The organism is Brevundimonas denitrificans (assembly GCF_030160755.1).
Classification (GTDB): Bacteria; Pseudomonadota; Alphaproteobacteria; order Caulobacterales; family Caulobacteraceae; genus Brevundimonas; species Brevundimonas denitrificans.
In genome coordinates this window covers 67,405-87,747 of sequence record NZ_BSOY01000002.1, presented here as the reverse complement: position 1 = coordinate 87,747, position 20,343 = coordinate 67,405, and the positions used below count along the sequence as shown (strand labels likewise).

13 protein-coding genes are annotated in these 20,343 nt (G+C 67.6%); 6 read left to right on the top strand and 7 right to left on the bottom strand.

The genetic code is table 11. The features are described 5' to 3' along the window. Positions 1–57 precede the first annotated feature (57 nt). From QQJ79_RS01115 to QQJ79_RS01090, 6 genes are all read right to left on the bottom strand, one after another. Entirely contained in the window at positions 58–537 is a 480-nt protein-coding gene (locus QQJ79_RS01115) for a hypothetical protein (RefSeq protein WP_284220211.1), read from the bottom strand. Further along, a complete protein-coding gene (locus QQJ79_RS01110) occupies positions 537–1,418 on the bottom strand; it encodes a DUF3298 and DUF4163 domain-containing protein (protein WP_284220209.1) in 882 nt (293 codons plus the stop codon). The genes QQJ79_RS01115 and QQJ79_RS01110 overlap by 1 nt, the downstream gene beginning before the upstream one ends. Before the next feature lie 11 nt (positions 1,419–1,429). Further along, positions 1,430–2,431 carry a UbiA family prenyltransferase gene (locus QQJ79_RS01105; RefSeq protein WP_284220207.1) on the bottom strand — a complete coding sequence of 334 codons (1,002 nt, stop codon included), beginning with the start codon at positions 2,429–2,431 and terminating at the stop codon, positions 1,430–1,432. A gap of 45 nt (positions 2,432–2,476) precedes the next feature. Continuing rightward, positions 2,477–3,793, bottom strand: a complete 1,317-nt coding sequence (locus tag QQJ79_RS01100) for an ammonium transporter (protein ID WP_284220205.1) — start codon at positions 3,791–3,793, stop codon at positions 2,477–2,479. Positions 3,794–4,034: 241 nt separating this feature from the next. Further along, positions 4,035–5,057, bottom strand: coding sequence for an NAD-dependent epimerase/dehydratase family protein (locus QQJ79_RS01095; protein ID WP_284220203.1), 1,023 nt, complete (start codon positions 5,055–5,057; stop codon positions 4,035–4,037). A gap of 37 nt (positions 5,058–5,094) precedes the next feature. Beyond that, the gene (locus QQJ79_RS01090) at positions 5,095–6,726 is read right to left on the bottom strand and encodes an alpha-amylase family glycosyl hydrolase (RefSeq protein WP_284220198.1); all 1,632 of its coding nucleotides are present in this window, start codon (positions 6,724–6,726) and stop codon (positions 5,095–5,097) included. Between the two features lie 97 nt (positions 6,727–6,823). Here QQJ79_RS01090 and QQJ79_RS01085 point away from each other — a divergent pair, with 97 nt between their 5' ends. Further along, on the top strand, positions 6,824–7,435 hold the full coding sequence (locus tag QQJ79_RS01085; protein WP_284220196.1) for a hypothetical protein: 612 nt from the start codon (positions 6,824–6,826) through the stop codon (positions 7,433–7,435). Here QQJ79_RS01085 and QQJ79_RS01080 read toward each other — a convergent pair. After that, a complete protein-coding gene (locus tag QQJ79_RS01080; RefSeq protein ID WP_284220194.1) occupies positions 7,395–8,405 on the bottom strand; it encodes a M48 family metallopeptidase in 1,011 nt (336 codons plus the stop codon). The genes QQJ79_RS01085 and QQJ79_RS01080 overlap by 41 nt on opposite strands. Positions 8,406–8,665: 260 nt before the next feature. Between QQJ79_RS01080 and QQJ79_RS01075 the strand changes: the two genes are divergently transcribed. The 5 genes from QQJ79_RS01075 to QQJ79_RS01055 all read left to right on the top strand — a co-directional run bounded on the left by QQJ79_RS01075 (position 8,666) and on the right by QQJ79_RS01055 (position 20,307). Then, the gene (locus tag QQJ79_RS01075) at positions 8,666–13,567 is read left to right on the top strand and encodes a M10 family metallopeptidase C-terminal domain-containing protein (protein ID WP_284220189.1); all 4,902 of its coding nucleotides are present in this window, start codon (positions 8,666–8,668) and stop codon (positions 13,565–13,567) included. Positions 13,568–13,767: 200 nt separating this feature from the next. Then, the gene (locus tag QQJ79_RS01070) at positions 13,768–15,984 is read left to right on the top strand and encodes an AGE family epimerase/isomerase (RefSeq protein WP_284220187.1); all 2,217 of its coding nucleotides are present in this window, start codon (positions 13,768–13,770) and stop codon (positions 15,982–15,984) included. Between the two features lie 435 nt (positions 15,985–16,419). Beyond that, positions 16,420–17,712 carry a hypothetical protein gene (locus QQJ79_RS01065; protein WP_284220185.1) on the top strand — a complete coding sequence of 431 codons (1,293 nt, stop codon included), beginning with the start codon at positions 16,420–16,422 and terminating at the stop codon, positions 17,710–17,712. Beyond that, positions 17,709–19,019 (top strand): MATE family efflux transporter, encoded by a 1,311-nt coding sequence (locus tag QQJ79_RS01060; RefSeq protein WP_284220183.1) that lies wholly within the window; start codon positions 17,709–17,711, stop codon positions 19,017–19,019. The genes QQJ79_RS01065 and QQJ79_RS01060 overlap by 4 nt, the downstream gene beginning before the upstream one ends. Beyond that, positions 19,012–20,307 carry a glycosyltransferase family 4 protein gene (locus QQJ79_RS01055; RefSeq protein ID WP_284220181.1) on the top strand — a complete coding sequence of 432 codons (1,296 nt, stop codon included), beginning with the start codon at positions 19,012–19,014 and terminating at the stop codon, positions 20,305–20,307. The genes QQJ79_RS01060 and QQJ79_RS01055 overlap by 8 nt, the downstream gene beginning before the upstream one ends. Positions 20,308–20,343 lie beyond the last annotated feature (36 nt).

Below are 20,343 nucleotides of genomic sequence, written 5' to 3'. Positions count from 1 at the left end.
CAACTCAGGGTCCAGTCTGACGGCGGCTACGACGGAAAGTCAAGCGCCGGCCCGGGGTCAGTTGGGGGCGGGTCGCGACCGCCCGGCCAGGCCGGCGTTGCCCGGCAACCGACAGGCGGCGACGATCCGCTGACGGCGCCCCGCCTGACCGGTGTCGGGCGCCAGATCGAGGCAGTCGGTGACCTGAAGCGGGTCGGAATCGGCGATGATGACGCCGCCGCCTTCGGCGCAGTCGATCTCGATCAGGGGGCCGCCGGCGCGGGTCCGGCCGATGACGGCCGCCTCGGCGACGGCGGAGGCCTCACCGGCGCGGGCGACGGCGTCGGCGGCCCGATCCTGCACGGAAGGTGCGGCGTCCGGGTTGCGTCCCCTGTTCATCTCCGCCCGCGAGCCGGCGATGCGGCTTGGGGTTTCGGCGACCACGCCGAACTGCGTGGGGCTGTAGATGCGCAGACCTTCGGGTTCGCGGGCGCTCTGGGGCAGGGCCAGGGCGGGGCTGGCGAGGCCGGCGAGGATCAGCACGGCGAGCCGTTGCATCAGGTGGTCGCCGGCGCGGGACTGACGGTCATGACCGGCGTGACGTCGCCGGCCTTGAGCAACTGGCCGGCGAAGTCGTCGGCATAGGCGATGGCCAGCAGGGAGCGGAAGCCCGTCACGGGAATGGCGAGCTCATAGCCGCCCTCGGCATAGGGACCGACCTGGTACGGCCCGATGAAGAAGATCAGGCCGGCGGCCTTGCCGCTCACGGTCCCGGGAGCGAGGACGAAGGCGGTGTCGGCCGCGCGCGGGCATGACGCGCCGGGAGGGCCGCTGAGGGGCACCGAGACGCTGTCGGGCACACGGGCGCGCTTGGCCGCGTTGATGGCCGAGCACAGGGCCTGGTCGAGGACGGTCAGGTCGGCGTTCTTGCGGAACAGGTCGGCGAGGCCGAGCCGCCGCTTCAGCGCCTTGTCCCACAGGATTCCGCTGGTCAGGGTGTTCGGATGGGCGCCGCCCGAATAGTCGAAATCGACCCGTTTGAGGCTGAACAGCTTGCCGGTCTCGAGGGCGGCGGTGATGGTGATGGTCTTCTCGAACTTCGGCCGGTCGGTGTCGGCCCCGGCCTCGGTCAGCTCGCCCTGGGCGCCCTCGGCGAACTGGCGCAGCAGCCGCACCTCCTCGGCATAGAGGCGGGCGTGGAGGTCGGTCTGGCGCTTGAGGGCGTCGGGCAGGGTCAGGCGGACGTCGGCGTAAGGCGTCTTCGATTCAAAGGCCATCGGCGCGGCGGCGTCGGCCGGGGTGACGGCCGCGGGCTGTCCCGGCGTCGCCGCCGCATCGGGAGCCGCGGGCTCGCGGTCGCGGTTGCAGGCGGACAGGCCGGCGGCGAGGACCGCGGTCAGCAGCAGGGCGCGCAGTGTGGCCTTGTGGGGGGCGGTCATGCGGGTCTCCTTCAGAACGGCCACGATACAGCGCCGAGAATGATGGCGGAAAGCAGAATGAAGCCCGCGTCGCGGTTGGAGCGGAACAGGCGCAGGGCGAGGGCAGGATCATCGGGGCGGACGTCCCGCGCCTGCCGGAACAGATGGGCGGCGAAGGGCAGGAGGGCGACGTAGAAGATCGGGCCGAGGCCGGCGGTCAGGCCGGCGAGGACAGTCAGGACGACGGTGATGCCGTAGAAGACGCCGACGCCGGCCTGCACGTTGCCGCCGAGGCGGCGGGCCGAGGACTTCACCCCCACCATGGCGTCGTCCTCGATGTCCTGCAGGGCGTAGATGGTGTCGTAGCCGAGGGTCCAGAAGATGAGGGCGAGGTAGAGGAGGAGGGCGCTCATGTCCCAACCGGATGGCGCCCCAAAAGCAGAACTGACGTTGAAGCCCGTCCCATCTCCATCCATCAGGACCCGCCAGCTCGCAGCCGCCGCGGCGAATCCCATCAGGACGCCCCAGTTGAACGTCAGGCCGAGCCAGGCCTGCGGCCACCAGGTGATGCGCTTCATGAAGGGATAGGCAGCGACCAGCAGGAGCGAGGCGACGCCGAGCAGGACGGCGACCATGTTCAGGGTCAGCAGGATCAGCAGGCTAACCAGACTGCAGCCGATCACGAAGGCCCATGCCTGTTTGACGCTGATCCGGCCCGAGGGGATTGGACGCTGGGCGGTGCGGGCGACCCCGGCGTCGATGTCGCGGTCGACGATGTCGTTGAAGGCGCAGCCCGCCGCCCGCATCAGACAGGCCCCGAGGGCGAAGCCGAGAACCAGCCAGGCGTCATAGAGGTCCGGCGTCTTGCGGTATTGGGCCAGCGCCAGGGCGATGCCCTGCCAGCCGGGCAGGAGCAGCAGCCAGATGCCGACCGGGCGGTCGAACCGGCCGAGCTTCAGCCAAGGTTTCAGGCCTTCCGGCGCGTGACGGTCGACCCAGTTCGTCGGGGCGTCGGGAAGCGGGGCGGAGGTCATCAGCGGGTTGTAGCGGGTTCCTCCCGTGACCGGGAGGGGCCGTCGTTACGGATGGATCGTCTCGCCGTGCTGGGTGTAGTCGAGGCCTTCGATCTCTTCCTCCTTCGGCACGCGCAGGCCGGTGGTGAATTTGCAGATCATCAGGATGGCGAAGGTGCCGACGGCGCTCCAGGCGATGACGGCGATCAGGCCGATGGCCTGGTTGAGCAGATTGGCGCCGGCGGCGGCGGGGTTGATGGCGGCGGTGGCGAGGACGCCGGTCAGCAGGGCGCCGACGATGCCGCCGATGCCGTGCACGCCGAAGGCGTCGAGGCTGTCGTCATATTTCAGCGCGCGCTTGAGCCAGACGGCGCCGGCGTAGCAGGCCGGGCCGGAGATGATGCCGATGATGAAGGCCCCCTTGGGGTCAACCAGACCGGCAGCGGGGGTGACGCCCACCAGCCCGGCGACGAGGCCGGACAACAGGCCCAGCAGGGTGGGCTTCTTGTGGTCGATCCATTCCACGGCGGTCCAGGCGACGGCGGCGGCGGCGGCGGCGAGGAGGGTGTTGAAGGCGGCGACGGCGGCGATGCCGTCGGCGGCCCAGGCCGAGCCGGCGTTGAAACCGAGCCAGCCGACCAGCAGCAGGCCGGCGCCGATGGCGGTGAAGGCGAGGTTGTGCGGAGCCATATTGTCCCGGCCATGTCCGTGGCGCGGGCCGAGCACGAGGGCGGCCACGAGACCGGCGACGCCCGCATTGACGTGGACCACGGCCCCGCCGGCGAAGTCGAGCACGCCCAGCGAGCCCATCCAGCCGCCGCCCCAGACCTGATGGCAGATCGGCGCATAGACGATCAGGTGCCAGAGGAAGAAGAACAGGATCGAGGCCGAGAATTTGATCCGTTCGGCGAAAGCCCCGGCGATCAGGGCCGGGGTGATGATGGCGAAGGTCAGCTGATAGGCGATCCAGAGGAACTCGGGCAGGCCGGGGGCCAGGCTGTGGGCCGTGGACGGGGTGACGCCGTTCAGGAAGGCCGCCTGCAATCCGCCGATGAAGCCGTTGGTCGCCTCGCCGCTTGAGCCGAAGGACAGGCTGTAGCCGACGATGAACCAGAGGACGGTGACGATGGCCATGGCGGCGGTCGAATGGGCGATGGTCGCCAGCACGTTCTTGCGCCGCACCATGCCGCCATAGAACAGGGCCAGACCGGGCAGGGTCATCAGCAGGACGAGGGCCGTCGAGGTCAGGATCCAGGCCGCCGAGGCCTCGTTCAGCACCAGCGGCGCCTGATGCGCCAGCAGGGCGGGCGGGGCGGCCAGAGCGGGCCCGGCGATCAGGCCGAGGCCGGGGCTGAGAAGGGCGGCGAGGGTGCGGGATTTCATGCGCGGGGTCCGAGGCTGGAGTCACAAGGCTCGGCTCGAACCGCGTTCGGGGCCGCGGATAGGGATAGGAGCCTATTGCACCGCAGCAGGCAAATCATTTCGTGTGCGGCGCAATAACTTGCTGTGGCGCTGCGCAATCCGGCTCTAAAGGCTGACGTTACGGCACATCCTGACCGTTCGCCTTCGCGCCTGCGGCGGGGAGCCAGCCTTCCTCGGGGCAGGGGCGCGGCCGCCGCAATCGCTAGACACCGTAGAAGTCGCGGTACCAGTCGACGAACCGCTTCACCCCGACGTCGATGGGGGTCGACGGAGCATAGCCGAGGGCGGCGCGGGACTCGCTCACATCGGCCTCGGTTCGGGTCATCTCGCCATCCTGGGTCGGCATGACGTTCAGGATCGCCTTTCGGCCCAGCACCTGTTCCAGCACCTCGATGTAACGCGCCAGAGGCTCGCGCCGCCCGGCGCCGAGGTTCAGGATGCGCCAGGGGGCCACGCCGCTTGTGCCGGGCCCCGGAGCTTCGGCCCGCCAGTCCGGATCCTTGCCGGGCACGGCGTCCAGCGCGGCCACCACGCCGTCGACGATGTCGTCGACATAGGTGAAGTCGCGCTCCATGGCGCCGGCGCCATAGACGTCGATGGGCCGGCCTTCGAGGATGGCCCGGGTGAATTTGAACAGGGCCATGTCCGGCCGGCCCCAAGGACCATAGACGGTGAAGAACCTGAGGCCGGTGCAGGGGATGCCGAAGATATAGGCATAGGCGTGGGCCATGGCCTCATTGGCGATCTTGGTCGCCGAATAGACGTTCAACGGATGGGCCACGCCCTGCTGCACGGAGAACGGCAGGGCGGCGTTGGCCCCGAAGACCGAGCTGGTGGAGGCGAACACCAGATGCTCGGCCTTCACGGCCCGGGCGCCCTCCAGCACGGTCAGGAAGCCGACCACATTGGAGTCGATGTAGGTCTCGGGGTTTTCGACGCTGTAGCGGATGCCGGCCTGGGCCCCGAGGTGGACGATGCGGCGGGGCGCGTGCTCCGCGAACAGGGCGGCCATGCCGTCGCGATCCGCCAGGTCGAGCGTGTAATGACGGTAGCCCGGCTGGGCCAGCAACAGGTCGAGCCGCGCCTGTTTCAGCGCCGGGTCGTAATAGTCGTTGAGGTTGTCGACGCCGATCACCGTCTCGCCGCGGGCCAGCAGGCGCTGCGCGGTGTGGAAGCCGATGAAGCCGGCCGAACCGGTGACGAGGACGGGGTCCCTGGAGGTCATGGATCTGCGATAGCGCCGGGCGAGCGGCTCCGCCACCTCATATCGAAAGCCGCCGCGTGATCCGGCCGGACAGGGGCGGCAGGTCGCCGGTCGGGACGCCGTCGATGTTGACCGCCTCGACCGGGGCGGCACGGCCGTCCGGCGTCCAGGCGACGGGCGCATGGCCGAGGTTGAAGACGCAGGTCAGGACGTCGTCGCCGGCGCGGCGCTCGAAGGCCAGGAGGGGGGCGGGGGCGTCGAGGAAACGCAGGGATCCCAGGCGCAGGGCCGGCTCGCGCTTGCGCAGGGCGATGAGGCGGCGGGTCAGGTTGAGCAGGGAGGCCGGGTCGGCGTCCTGACGATCCACGGCCAGGGGCGGATGGCGGGGATCGACGGGCAGCCACGGCTCGGTGGTGGAGAAGCCGGCGTGGGGCGCGTCGGCACGCCACGGCATGGGGGTGCGGGCCCCGTCGCGGCCGAGGGTCTCGGGCCAGTTGGCGATGGCCTCGGGATCGACCAGCCGGTCGAAGGGGACCTCGCCCTGCGGCAGGCCCAGCTCCTCGCCCTGGTAGACGAAGACATTGCCGCGCAGGCTCATCAGCAGAAGCAGGGCCATACGGGCGAAGCGGTCGGGGTCGCGGCCCTCGCTCCAGCGCGAGACGGCGCGCGGGGCGTCATGGTTGCTGAAGGCCCAGGAAGGCCAGCCCTGGTCGGGGGCGCCGTCCCACGCCGCATTGGCGCGGCGCACCAGATCGGGGGTCAGGGCGTCGGCGTACAGATAGGCGAAGCCGTAGGCGCTGTTCAGATGACGGTCGTCGGCGGTGAAGGCCTGCATCTCGGGCTCGGCGGCGTCGCCGACGACCTCGGCGACGCTGAACCGGCCGGGGTAGAGGTCCATCAGGGCGCGGACGTGGGCGAGGAAGGCGGGAATCTGCGGCTGGGACTGGTTGTGGACGTGGGACTGGAAGTCGAACGGCCGGGTGCGCTTGCCGCCGGGGAGCGCCGGCGGATTGTCGCGGAGCCGGGGGTCGTGCAGGGCGAAATTGATGGCGTCGAAGCGGAAGCCGTCGACGCCGCGGTCCAGCCAGAAGCGGGCGACGTCCAGCAGGGCCTCCTGCACCGCGGGATTGTGCAGATTCAGCTGGGGCTGCTCCGGCAGGAAATTGTGCATGTAGTACTGGCCGCGCCGGGCGTCCCAGGTCCAGGCCGGGCCGGTGAAGACGGACTGCCAGTTGTTGGGCGGCGAGCCGTCTGGTTTGGCGTCGGCCCAGACGTACCAGTCGGCTTTCGCAGCGGTGCGCGACTGGCGGCTGTCGCGGAACCACGCGTGCTGGTCCGAGGTGTGGGCCAGAACCAGATCGGTGACGATCTTCAGGCCGAGGGCGTGGGCGCGGGCGATCAGACGGTCGAAATCGGCCAGGGTTCCGAACACCGGATCGACGTCGCAATAGTCGGCGACGTCATAGCCGAAATCCTTCATCGGCGAGGTGAAGAAGGGGCTGAGCCAGACCGCGTCGACGCCGAGAGAGGCGATGTGGTCGAGATGCTCCGTGATCCCGGCGAGGTCGCCAACGCCGTCGCCGTTGGTGTCGGCGAAACTGCGCGGATAGACCTGATAGATGACGGCGCCGCGCCACCAGTCGGCGTGGCCGGCGGAAATGTTCGGCGGGTCTGGAACCTTGTCGGTCACGCGCGGCCTTGTGATTGGATACATCGCCGGAGGAGGGATCGGGACTTTGCAACGCCCGGTCGCCGGGCGATAGGTGTCGGATAGCGGAGTCTGAAGGATGATCAGAAGGATGAACCGGGCCGGACTTCTGGGCCTGCTGCTGGCCCTGATCGCGGGATCGGCCTGGGCCGAGGTGACCCTGACCTTCTACGCCCATCCGGGCGCCCGGGTGCGGGACGGCTATCTGCTCTTCCCCCACGCCTTCGTGCAGGCCACGGGCACATTGGACGATACGGGCGAGACCGTGGACTGGGCGGCCGGCTTCACCGCGCGCAATCCGGGACCGCAGCTGCTGTTCACTCGCGGCGTCGGCGTGGTCGAGCTTCCGAACCCCCGATATGTGGGCGAGGGCAAGCCCTATCTCAGGCTGGCGGTGAGCGACGAGGCCTATCGGGCCGTGCGGGCGCGCGCCGACTGGTGGAACAGTCCGGAAGGGTCGGTCTATGACCTGCGGCGTCGCAACTGCATCACCTTCATCGCGGACCTGGCCCGGCTGGCGGGCCTGCAGACCGGGGCGGAGCCGTCGATGAAGCCGGGGACGTTTCTGGAAGCGACCGCGGCGCTCAACCCGCTGGCGGCGTGGCGGGAGGGCGCGGTGCAGGAGGCCGGGGCGCAGGCGCCGCCCGCGGCTACGGAACGAGCGGCTGGCGCGAGGCCCGGCGGGCGCTGATTTCAGCCTGGACCTCTTCCAGGGCGCGGGCGCGGGCCTCGGCGGAGGGGTGTCCCCACTGCGGATAGCGGACGCGCCAGTCGAAGGCCCCGAACCGTCGCCAGAAGGCCGGGCCGATGGAACTGTCGAACCCTGCCCGGGCGGCGAGATAGAGGCCGACGCGATCCGCCTGCCGCTCTGATCCGCCTGCCGTAGCCGCGAGGGCCGGCACGGTCTGAGTTTGACGGCCCCGCGTCTCGGCCTCATGCCAGCCCCGGTGTCCAAGGACGTGGTGGGCCAGCTCGTGGCCGAGCACGAGGGCCAGCTCGTCGTCGGTCGCGGTGAAACCGGCCATGGCGGTGGTGATGAACAGGCGTTTGCCGTCCGCCCTGGCGTTGAGTTCGTCGGACGGATCCAGCTGGACGTCGTAGCCGCAGGCGCGTTGCGGCGTCACCCTAGCGGTCTGGTCGTTTCCGTCACGGCGGAAGGCGATCTCGATCGGCCCCGCCGCCAGGGCGAGGTCGAGCTTGTGTATATTGGCCTCGACGCCCTCGAAGGCCGCCGTCCGGCGGGCGACGCCGCGCGTCAGGGCCTCGCCGTTGACGCTGAGGAGCAGATCGCCGCGGCGCAGACCGGCGAGGTCGGCGGCCGACCCTTCGGGAACGGCCAGCAGGCCCGGCAGATCTCCGTCCAGTCCGAACCGGGTCTCGGCATAGGGGCGCAGTTCGGGGCTGTACTGGCTCGCGGCGTGCAGCAGCCAGCCCGGCGAGTTCCGCACCGCCGGGCAAAGCTCGGCATTGGCCGTCGACAGGCGATAGCCGACCCTCGCGACCCGCTGGTCCAGATTCGTCAGGGCGATGAGCCGCTGTTCGGCCGGGGCCACCATCTCCTGGCCGGCTTCGGCGACGGGACCCTTCGAGCCGCAGGCGGCCAGAACGCCGGTCAGGAGCAGGAAGGCCGGGACGAGAGCGGAGGAACGCCGGTTCAACATGGCCGCACCATGCGTCGGGGTCCCGGGCGTGCCAAGTCTTGAAACGGGGCCAATCTTGCGTCCCGTGCGCGTGCGGGGACGTATCAGCATCCTATAGTGGGTGATCCGGCCCGACTGCCAAGGAACAACGGCGTGAATTGTCTGGCAATCCTGAGCTGTATCCCGCGAAATTCATTACATCATGATTGCATCGCGCTTGTCGTTTCGGCGCGCCGCGTTACGGTGATCGCCTCCAGCAGCCCCTCCACGACGGTGGTACCATGTTTTTCGGCTTGATCAGCAACCGCTCCGGCGGCACCTCGAACGGCCTTCTTGAGGCTTTCGAAGGATTTACGGGCCAGACCGAGAGGTTCATCGGCGTCGGCGAAGCAGTGGAGCCGGTCGAGAATGCCTCGTTCGGGGCCATCGCCAGCTATCAGGTATGCGCCTGCTGTGCTCGCTTTCATGGGCCCACGAGCGAGGCGGACGGCGGCGGCGGACCGGTTTTCGGCCTGAACAACGACGATCGCGGCGTGTTCGGCCCCAACGGCAAGCCTTCGCTGAGCTCGACCGATGCCGGCGCCCAGATCACCCGCGGCAACCAGAGCTGGGCCACGGCGCTCGGAACGGCGGCGACGGTGACCTACGCCTTCCGTGACTCGGTCACGACCATGCCTGAGGGTACAACCGGCTTCTCGCAGTTCAACGCCACCCAGATCGCCGCGGGCGTTCTGGCCTTCTCTGCCTGGTCTGACGTGGCCAACGTCACCTTCCAGCGCGTTCAGGACGTTGGCAGCGAGTTTTCGAACAACGCCACCATCCTGCTGGGCAATTACAACTCCGGGCAGGACGGCGCGGCGGCCTTCGCCTATCTGCCCGGGGGCATGCCCGGCGGCGCCAGCGCCGGCGATGTTCGGGGCGACGTCTGGATCAACAGTTCGCTGTCCTACAATGCGCTTCCGGTCCAGCAGGGCTATGGCCAGCTGACCCTGCTGCACGAGATCGGCCACGCCATCGGCCTGAGCCACCCGGCGGCCTACAACGCCGGCTCCGGCGGCACCATCACCTATGAAGCCAGCGCCATCTACTATGAGGATTCCCTCCAGTATTCGGTGATGAGCTATTTCAGCGAGGCCTTTACGGGCGCTGACAGCCGCACGGACGGGGGCGGACCCCGGCGTTATTCGTCCGCGCCCCTGCTCGACGACATCTCGGCCGCCCAGCGTCTGTACGGGGCCAATATGACGACCCGGACGGGCGACACCGTCTATGGCTTCAATTCGAACGCCGGGCGGTTGTGGTACGGAGCCAACAACGAACTCAGCCCCCTGATCTTCTGCGCCTGGGACGCCGGCGGCACGGATACGTTCGATTTCTCGGGCTACCTGAACAACGGCCAGATCATTGATCTGCGGCAGGGATCCTTCTCCAGCGTCGGCGGCCTGATCGGCAACGTCTCGATCGCCCTCGGCGCGGTGATCGAGAACGCCATCGGCGGCAGCGGCTTCGACACGTTCCGCGGCAATTCGGCGAACAACCGGTTCACCCTGAACGGGGGTTCGGACATCGTGGACGGCGGTCTCGGGACCGATACGGTCGTGTTCTCCGCCGCGCGCTCCGCCTACACCATCACCTGGAACGGACAGACCGGCACGGTGTCGGGCAACGGTCAGAACGTGACCGTGACCAATGTCGAATTCCTGCAGTTCACCGACCAGACCATAGCGGCGGCGCCTACCGGCGGCCTGGTGGTCGGCGGGGACATCACCAACGAGACGATCACCGGCACGGCGCTGGCGGATGTCATCGGCGGTCTCGGCGGGACCGACACCCTCAACGGCCTGGCCGGCAACGACAATCTGAACGGCGGCTCCGGCGACGATGCGGTGAACGGCGGCGACGGCGACGACATCCTCATCGGCGCCCTCGGCAATGATGCGCTGAACGGCGGGGCCGGTACGGACACGGCGGACTACGCCGGCGCGGGCGCGGGCGTGACGGTCAATCTGGCCGCCGGGTCGTCCAGCGGCGGGGGCGGGTTCGACACCCTGTCCGAAATCGAAAACGTGACGGGGTCGGTCTATGCCGACACCCTGACGGGTGATGGGAACGCCAACGTCCTGCGCGGCGGCGGCGGAATCGACACCCTGAGCGGCGGCGGCGGCGCGGACCAACTCTACGCCGGCGCGCCCGGCGAGGGCGGCGGCGCCCCGGATATCGTCAAGGGCAATGACACAGCCAACAACACCCGAGAAACGGCGGTTTCGCTGACCGGGGCCTTCGATCTGCGCGCCGACCAGGCCATTGCCAGTTCGACCACGATCCCGCACGCCACGGTCCTGGCCACGACCCACGGCGGCGTCGAGTACTACGCCATCACCGTTGTGGCCGGCGAGACCGTGACCTTCGACATCGACGGCGCGAGCTTCGACAGCACCCTGCGGCTGATGACCAGCGCGGGCGACGAACTCGCCACCAATGACGACAACAACGCGGACGGCAGCGGGGGAACCGACTCGCTGATCACCTACACCTTCGGCTCCGCCGGGACCTACTACATCCAGGTGGCCCGGTGGCTGAGCAATGTCGGCGAAACCTTCACCTCCGGCCCGCCGCCCGCCGGCCAGACCTACCGGCTGAACGTTTCCAGCCCCAGCCAGACCCCTGTGCCGATGACGCTGGTCGGCTCGACCCTGAACGGCGACGCGGGCGCCGACACGCTGATCGGCGGCGCAGGCGTTGATGTACTGAACGGCGGGGCGGACGACGACACCCTGACCGGGGCCGGCGGCGCCGACACGATCAACGGCGGCGACGGCACGGACACGGCTGTCTATGTCGGCATGCGCTCGGCCTACACCATCAGCGTCTCGGGCGGCGTGACCACGATCGCCGGCCCCGACGGGACCGATACGGTGAGCAATGTCGAACGGCTGCAGTTCTCGGACGGTCTGTTCGACGCAACCGGCGCGCCGCTTCCGACGGGACCGATCAACGGAACCTCCGGCTCAGACTCATTGACGGGGACGGCCGCGGCGAACGTCATGAATGGCCTGGAAGGAAACGATTTCCTCAATGCCCTTGCGGGCGATGACACGCTGAACGGCGGGGAAGGTGACGACTTCCTGACGGGCGGCGAGGGCTCGGACGCGTTGAACGGCGACAACGGCGTCGACACCGCCAGCTACCTGACATCGGCGACGGGTGTGGAAGTCTATCTGGACAGCGGAGTCTCCTGGGACGGCACGTCCACGGACTTCCTCAACTCGATCGAGAATGTGTCGGGCTCCGGTCATTCGGACTATTTCGTCGGAAACGCGGGAGCCAACGCGCTGACGGGCGAAGCCGGCGACGACTTCCTCTACGGTTTGGCGGGTGACGATCTTCTGACCGGTGGAACGGGCGTCGACCGGCTGTTCGGCGGCGACGGGATCGACACCATCACCTACGCCAACGCGGGGGCGGGGGTGGAGATCTATCTGGACAACGGAATCTCCTGGGACGGCACGTCCATGGACTTCCTGGAGTCGATCGAGAACGTCACCGGATCGATTTTTTCCGACTACATGGTGGGCACCGCAGCCGCCAACACATTCATCGGCAGCGCCGGCGCCGACTACCTTTACGGCATGGCGGGGGACGATCTTCTGGTCGGCGGCATGGGCGTGGACCGGCTGGTCGGCGGCGACGGCGTCGACACCATCACCTACGCCGACTCGGGCGCGGGCGTGGAGGTCTATCTGGACAACGGAATCTCGTGGGACGGCACGTCGATGGACTTCATTGAGACGGTCGAGAACGTGACCGGCTCAAACCATGCGGATTATTTCGTGGGAACCACGGCCGCCAATACCCTGATCGGCGGAGCCGGCAACGACTTCCTCTACGGCATGGCGGGTGACGATCTTCTGGTCGGCGGCACGGGCGTGGATCGGCTGACCGGCGGCGATGGGATCGACACCATCACCTACGCCGGTTCGGCGGCGGGGGTTGAGGTCTATCTGGACAACGGAATCTCCTGGGACGGCACCTCCATGGACTTCCTGGAGACGGTCGAGAATGTGACCGGGTCCGACCATGCGGACTATTTCGTGGGCGCCGCGGCCGCGAACATCCTGATCGGCGGAGCCGGCAATGACTTCCTCTCCGGCATGGCCGGGGACGATATCCTGAACGGCGGCAGCGGCGTGGACCGGCTGGTCGGCGGTGATGGCGTCGACACCATCACCTACGCCGGCTCGGCGACGGGCGTGGAGATCTATCTGGACAGCCAGGTCACCTGGGACGGCACGTCCACGGACTTCCTCGAGACGGTCGAGAATGCGACCGGGTCGGATCATGCCGATTATCTGGCGGGATCAGCCGGCGCCAACGTCCTGAACGGTGGAGGCGGCGACGACATCATGAGCGGGGGAGCGGCCGATGACACCCTGAACGGCGGCGACGGGACCGACAGGGCGGTCTATTCGGGCAACCGGGCAGCCTATACGATCAGCGTCTCCGGCGGCGTGACCACGATCACCGGTCCGGACGGGACGGACACCCTGACCAATGTCGAACGGCTGCAGTTCGCCGACGGGCTGTTCGACATCGGCGGGAATCCGGTCGCGGCGCCCGCCTCGACCATGCCCCAGGTGCTGCCCGCTCTGGCGGAAGACAAGGCCACGGTGGGACCCGAGGTCCTGCCGACGGCCCCGGGCGACTTCACCAAGCAGGACGACGCCGAGGTGCTGCCGGTCATGTCGGACGACAGCGTCAAGGCCGACGCCGCCCAGGTCCTGCCGGGCGAGGCGACCGACGTCACGACGCCGGGCCGCGACCAGTTTGCACGGGCGGACTTCGGGACCCGCGACGGCGATACGGCGGAAACCCTCTTCCTGTTCGACGGTTCAGCCAACGATGGCTATCTGTTCGCCATGAACGACGGGGTCTCGCCCGAGGTCCTGCCGGCCCTGGATGACGGCTTCGTCCTGACCGGCAAGTTCGACGAGCTCCCGCCCGTCATGCCCACGATGGACGAGTTCGACACAGGCCTCATCTCTCTCACGGAGATGGAACACGCCCGCGAGCTGATGATGGCTCTGATCCGCGAGAACCCGCTCAACGGCTTCGGCGACAGCCTGACGGTGCTCGACGACTGGTCCGGTGTGGCTGCGCCGTCGAAGGACGACGTCTTCGGATAAGGGCGGGAATGCAGGGGTTCCCGACGCCGGCCAGCGCGATCTGGCGTAGCCGGTCGTTCGGGAACACCCGGCTTGCCGTGTCGCCGCAGCCCCGCATCGCGTGAAGGCGGGGCGCCTGGGTGAGGCGGTCTCCGGGGAGCGATAGCCCCCGGTTGCCCTCGGCGGGCGGGCCGGATAGACGTCGGGGAGGGGACCCGACCATGGCCATCTATCCCGTAATCCTTTGCGGCGGCGCGGGAACCCGGCTCTGGCCCGAGTCCCGACCTGCGCGGCCCAAACAGTTTATCGACCTGGTTTCCGACCTGTCGCTGTTTCAGGAGACGGTGCGGCGGGTCGCGCCTTTGGCGCGGGGCGGGCGTATCCTCGTCGTCGCGGGCCGTGACCATCGCCGGTACATCGAGGCGCAACTCGCCGATCTGAAGGTGGACGCCGAGCTGATCCTGGAACCGACGGGTCGGGATTCGGCGCCGGCGATGGCGGCCGCGGCCCTCTGGATCGAGCGGGCTGATCCGGAAGGGACCGCCGTCTTCGTGGCCTCGGATCACTATGTTCCAGACGCCGACGCGTTCCGGCGCGTGATGGACGAAGCGGTTGCGGCCGCGGCGCCCGGGCGGATCGTGACCCTCGGCATTACACCCTCGGGACCGTCGTCAGCCTATGGCTATATCCAGCCCGCCGGGCCGGGCCTGTCGCCGGTGACCCGGTTCGTGGAGAAGCCGGGTCCCGCGGATGCGGAACGCTATCTGGCGGCCGGCTACTACTGGAACAGCGGAAATTTCGTCGCGCCGGTACGGACGCTTCTGGCGGAACTCAGACGGTTCGCCCCGGAGGTTGTCGCGGCCGTGGCTGCGGCCCTGCCGGATGCGGGCGCCGGTCGCGTCCACCCGCTCGGCGAGCGTTTTGGTGCGGCGACCCGGATCTCGATCGACTATGCGGTCATGGAGAAGAGCGACCAGGTCTCGGTCCTGCCGGCCGCGTTCGAATGGTCGGACCTCGGCGCCTGGGATGCGGTGGCGGCGACAGGACAGGGCGGACGCGGTCTGTGGGCGGCCGAGGCAAGCGACGGGTGTCTGGTGCGCGCCGCGCCGGGCATGGCGGTGGCGACGGCCGGGGTCTCGAACCTGGCCATCATCGCCGAGCCGGACGCCGTGCTGGTCTGCGACCTCAACAGCGCCCAGGCGGTGAAGGGACTGGTGGAGGAGCTGGGCCGGCGCGGCTGGACCGGCCAGGGTCGCCCGGCCGAGGCGGCCCCCTCGTCATTGTACGACCTGTCCCGCGATTTCATCCGTTGGCTCAAGATGAGCGCCCTGCCGCTGTGGGCGACGCTGGGCGTCGGGGCCGACGGCGGGTTCGTCGAGGCGTTGGACGAGGACGGCGAAACCGTCGGCGACTTCCGCCGGGCGCGGGTGCAGGCGCGCCAGGCCTATGTCTTCAGCCTGGGCGCCGAATGGGGTTGGGGCGAGGGCTATGCCGCAATCGCCCAGCGCGGTCTGGCTCGCTTCGAGGCGACCAACCTGCGGCCCGATGGCCTCTATCGGACCCGGGTGACGGCCGGCGGCGAGGCGCTTGACGACACCGCGTCGCTCTACGACCAGGCCTTTCTCCTGCTGGCCACGGCGACCGCCGCCGGCGCGGGGATCTACACGGACCGGCAACATCGGACGGCGGCCCGGATCGCGGTCTCGCTCGACGCTCTTCGGTTGCCGCAAGGCGGATGGCGGGAACCGGTCGGCCATCCCTTTCAGGCCAATGCGCATATGCATCTGCTGGAGGCGGTCCTTGCATGGGCGGCGCTGGAGCCGGGCGGGCCGTGGACGGCGATTGCAGAAGAGGTCGTCGCCCTTGCGCGGACCCGCTTCATCGATGACCGGGGAGGCTTCCTCAGGGAGTTCTTTGACGAGCACTGGCGGCCGGCGGAGGGCGAGGCGGGACGCCTGGTGGAGCCGGGCCACCAGTTCGAATGGGCCTGGCTGCTGACCCGCTGGAGCCGCCTGCACAATGATCCGTGGGCCGAACGCGCCGCGCGGCGGCTGTTCACCTGCGGAGAAGCCGGCGTGGATGCCGCGCGCGGGGTTGCGGTCGATGAACTGGACGACACGCTCACGCGCCGGTCTGCGCGGGCGAGGCTGTGGCCCCAGACGGAGTGGATGAAGGCCGCCCTGATCCTGGCCGAGACGGCTGAAGGTGATGAACGCGGGCGACTGATCGACAGCGCCGGCCAGGCCTTGCGCGCGCTCAATCTCTATCTCGGGAGCAATGGTCTGTGGCGCGACAAGCTGGGCGGCGACGGCCTGTTTGAGGCCGAGCCCGCTCCGGCGAGCTCGCTCTACCACATCATGGCGGCGGGTCGTCAGCTCAGGGAGTCCCTGGCGGTCCTCAAGCCGTCCGGCGCGCCAACCTATCCTGCGCGGCGGTAATTCTCCGGACTCCGGGATCGCTATCCGCTACTCGGGCCGAGGGCCGGACGAAAAGCCCGCCGCGACCCGGTTGGGCGGGGGCGAGAAATCGCAGTCGTGCATTGAAGGAATCAATGAGAATATCGCGAGCGGTCCCGATTTCACCGCTTCATTGATGGAGGGCGTTTCATCGCTGATTGCAGCATCCGGGAGGGGCTGCGAGTTTGAGACCGCCAGCATGCTGAACCTTGCCTTGGAGAGCGCAAGCGGGTCGCCCGTCCGCGCTTATTGAAATTTGAATGGCTGAGAGATTACCGGAGCTTGCGTCGAGGACGGAAACCCTCCTACGCCCACTGCTCACGCCGTCCCGGCACATCTTTGGAATGAAACGGTTTTCCAATGCCTGCGCCTAGCCAGTCCCGAACAGGCGCTGATGAGACCGACAGGCTCCGGCATGTGCCTATAAACGCTGCACTTTGCTACCTGGCGGTAACGTTTCTGGTTTTCGTGTTTGGGCCAATTGATTATCCGGTAAAAAACTACTTTTCGATCGCTACGTATTTTGTCCTTGTTTGCTTGTTCCTGAACTATGGCTTTCGTGCCGCCGTACGTCAGCCTGTCCGAGCATCAACACTAAAAATCAGTCGCGCTGTTTTTGTTTCCGGGGCGATCCTTGCTATACTTATCCTGATACCATCTTCCTATTACTACACCGGAAAGATGCCCTGGGAGTTCCTTTCCGCCATTGAAGATCAAAGGTCGGCGTACTCTTCCCTGGCCGGTCAGCTCGCGGTGACCGAGGGCCAGCGGGGCCCGATCATTATCCTCAGGACAATCGCGATGCCCTTCGTGTGGGCGGTCGTCCCGCTGGGCATCCTGTACTGGTCCCGGCTGGGCCTGGTCTATCGGGGGCTCTTTTTCTCCGCAGTGCTTTGCAGTCTGATCTTCTCCGCGCTCAGGGGCACCGACCGCGAAATCGCCGACCTGCTTATCGTCAGCGGCAGCGCCTTCGCCGTCGCGACCGCCCGAAAGCGGTTGGACAGGCAGGAGGCTCCTCCGCCAGCGGCTCTGAATCCATCTGGTCCTCTCACGCGGCGTTGGCGGGTCGCGCTGGTTGTGATCGCGGCTTTGACAGTTTCCGGCTCGGTCTTTGTTGAGCGCAAGGAAGACCGTATGAATACGGTCAGCGCATTCTGCTTTCTGAACTCCGGCGCCTGCGCGGACTACAGCCACCCCCTCATCGTCGGCATGAACGACAGCGGGCGATTCGCCACGACCATGACGGTCGCCTACATCACCAATGGATACTACGGACTGAGCCTCGCGCTTGAAAAGCCGTTCAAGTCTTCGTGGGGCGTGGGACACTCTTCGGCATTGAACCGGATTTATGATGTTCTTGGCGGTGACCCGAACGTCAAATTCAATACATTCAATTACAGGAATATCGACGACGGGTGGCCGCAGGAATACTTTTGGTCAACAATGCTCACATCTATCGCCAATGACGTGAGTTTTCCAGGCGCCGTGGTTCTGATGGGATTTTTCGCCTGGCTTTGGGGCCGCTCGTGGATGGATGCGGTTCTCGCAAAGAACGACAGCGCCGCGATCGTCTTCTGTCTCGCGACCTTCTCGGTGATATATTTTCCCGCGAATCTCCAGATACTTCAAACCCTTGAAGGCTACTCAACCGTGGTGTTCTGGGTCATTGCCTGGCTGTGGTTTCGGGTCCGGGACCCGAGCCGCTCGTGAGTTTTCCCGACAGCGGCCGACTGGCGAAACATAAGGGGCTGCTGCTACTGGGCGTCTTTTTCGGCGTGAAGGTCCTTGTCGGCCTTGCCCTGTTGAAACTGTCCGCCGAGCTTCTCCCGGTCGCCGGGTTCGCCTTGTTTTCCCAGTTCGTCATGCTGTGGGCCCTGCTGAACCTCGTCGCGTCCGGCGGCGTCCAGAATGGTTTGATCCGGCAGATCGCCAGCGCAGACAGCGACATCGCCGCGCGAACCGCCTTCCGTGCGGGGGGGCGGATCTGGGCGACGGCCTCGCTCCTGGTGCTCTCTCTCATTCTGCTGGGGGAGATGGTTTCGGTCGCCCTTGTCGGCAGCGCGACGGCGGCCTGGATGGTCCCCTGGCTTGTCGTCGCCGCCCTGGTCGCGGGCGCCGGACAGCTGTGCAGCGCGGTCCTCATCGGATCAGGGCGGCTGACCGCGAATGTCGGCTCGCAGACCGCGGGACTGGTCGCGGGGTTCGTCGCCGCGGCCGTCTGTCTGTACAGGGCGGAAGCGGGGTGGGCCGTGATTGCGTTCGCCTGGGGGTCGCTTGTCACGCCGGTCACGGCCTGGGCCCTGGCCCGGACGTCGCCCGCCCTGGGTCGGGGCCGGGCGGACGCGGTCGGGGCGGAGGTGCGGGTGTTGATGGGATACTCCGGCGCCTTCATCGCGGTCGCGATTGTGACGCCCGCCATCCTGTTCGCGCTCCGGCATTTCTATCGTGAGGCGTTCGGGATCGACGCCCTCGCCGAGTGGCTGGTGGCGAACCGTATTTCGGACGTCTCGACACAGCTGATCGGGCTGTTCATGGTCCAGTGGTACCTGCCCACCATCTCTGGGCCCGGCCGAACCATTTCCGAGAACCGCACCGCCGCCCTGACTGCGTTCGTCATCGGCTCGGCGGTCATGGTTCTGGCCCTGGCGGTGTTTTGGGTCGGCGCGCCGATCCTCGTGCCGCTGTTCCTGTCGCAGCAATACCTGTCGGCCTCCACGGCGATCAGCCTGTACATGCTCGGTGACGTCCTGAGAGTGACCGTCTCCATCGCCGCCTATCACGCCCTGGGCCGCCGCCGGCTCTGGACGTATCTGGGGATCGAGACCGCGAGCGCAGCGCTCATCGGAATCTTCGTGGGAATCGGCGTACAGCAGGGTTGGATTGACGCCCCCTACTTCGGTTATGTCGCCGCGTACGGGGTCCTGTTTTCGGCGATCTGCATCCGGTTCCTGCTGGCTCAGCGCCCGGGTCAGGGCGGGGGATCGCACGCCCGCGGAAGTGAGAGCGTCCATGAATGAGCCGGGCCCCACGGTCCTCATGGTGTTCTCGAAGTTCGGCGACTCTGCGGACACGAGATACCTGACCAATGATCTCGCCGACGCGTTCGCAGAGCGGGGATTCCGCGTCCGCGTCATCCATCTTCCATGGGACAGCCCCGGGGATCGAACCCCCAGGTTCTATGTCCAGGACAATGGCGTCGAAGTGCTGGTTTCGCCGCCGCTCGCCCTCAGCTGGCTGGGGCGGCTCGGCGCCCTTTGTGCAAAATGGGGCGGGTCTTCCTTCGTCGCAGCCCACAGGGGAAGGCGTCAGTTCGGGAAAACTCCGGGCGCGATCGTCATCGGCATGAGCCCCATCGTGCTGGGAGCGTTCGTCTGGCGCTGGGCGCTGAGGTCGGCCAGCGTCGGTTCCTATGCCTATCTGGTTGACTTCTTCCCGTTTCACCATCGCGCCATCGGCGTCATGCCGGGCGGGTTGATATTCAAGGTGGCGCAATGGATGGAGTCCGCGCTCCTGCGGCGCTTCACGGTCGTGGGGTGTATGTCACCGCTCGGGCTGGACTATCTGGCGAGAAACTATGCGCTGAGGCCGGGCCAGGCGACCGGCGTTGTTTCTCTCTGGGGGCCCCAGTCGCTTGCCCCGTCAGCGGATCCCGGCGGCGTCCGGGCGATGTATGGCCTGCCCGGGGACCGGCCGATCGCGGTGTTTGGAGGTCAGATCACGCATGGCCGGGGCATTGAGGATATTCTCGCCAGCGCGGCATTGGCTCGCAGGGCGCAGTCAGACCTCGTCTTCCTGTTCATAGGACGGGGCCCGCTTGCACCGCTTGTCCAGCAAGCCATCGACGGCGGTTCCTCAAACGTATGTCTGATAAGCGAGCTTGGCCGGGAAGAATATCTGACCCTGGTCGCGGCCTGCGATGTGGGCATGGTTGCGACGGTCGCCGACGTCGACGTGCCGACGTTCCCATCAAAGACGATCGACTACCTTCGCGCGGGACTTCCTGTGGCCGCCTCCGTCGAGGCCAGCACGGACTTTGACGAATTCGTCGCGGCGCGCGGGTTCGGCCTGGCGGTCGCGGCGGGAGATCCGGCCCGGTTGCTGGAAGCGATAGAAGCCATCCTTGCCGATGACGACCGCCGGCGGGCCATGGCCTCGGCCGGTCGCAGGACCCTGCACGAGATCTTCAACGTCGATGTCGCGGTCACAAACATGCTGGCCCAGATCGCTCAGGCCCGGGACCGGAAATCTGCTACAGCGGAGCCCGTCGGCGCACGCGGCGCCGCGACCGGGCACGTTGACCGCTAGAGTGTTCACCGCGAAATACATGTTGCTGAAAAGAAG

Coding starts and splice junctions, on each gene's coding strand:
- QQJ79_RS01070 (WP_284220187.1), top strand. CDS start 13,768: ATGGCCATCTATCCCGTAATCCTTTGCGGCGGCGCGGGAACCCGGCTC.
- QQJ79_RS01075 (WP_284220189.1), top strand. CDS start 8,666: ATGTTTTTCGGCTTGATCAGCAACCGCTCCGGCGGCACCTCGAACGGC.
- QQJ79_RS01115 (WP_284220211.1), bottom strand. CDS start 537: ATGCAACGGCTCGCCGTGCTGATCCTCGCCGGCCTCGCCAGCCCCGCC.
- QQJ79_RS01080 (WP_284220194.1), bottom strand. CDS start 8,405: ATGTTGAACCGGCGTTCCTCCGCTCTCGTCCCGGCCTTCCTGCTCCTG.
- QQJ79_RS01095 (WP_284220203.1), bottom strand. CDS start 5,057: ATGACCTCCAGGGACCCCGTCCTCGTCACCGGTTCGGCCGGCTTCATC.
- QQJ79_RS01105 (WP_284220207.1), bottom strand. CDS start 2,431: ATGACCTCCGCCCCGCTTCCCGACGCCCCGACGAACTGGGTCGACCGT.
- QQJ79_RS01055 (WP_284220181.1), top strand. CDS start 19,012: ATGAATGAGCCGGGCCCCACGGTCCTCATGGTGTTCTCGAAGTTCGGC.
- QQJ79_RS01100 (WP_284220205.1), bottom strand. CDS start 3,793: ATGAAATCCCGCACCCTCGCCGCCCTTCTCAGCCCCGGCCTCGGCCTG.
- QQJ79_RS01085 (WP_284220196.1), top strand. CDS start 6,824: ATGATCAGAAGGATGAACCGGGCCGGACTTCTGGGCCTGCTGCTGGCC.
- QQJ79_RS01110 (WP_284220209.1), bottom strand. CDS start 1,418: ATGACCGCCCCCCACAAGGCCACACTGCGCGCCCTGCTGCTGACCGCG.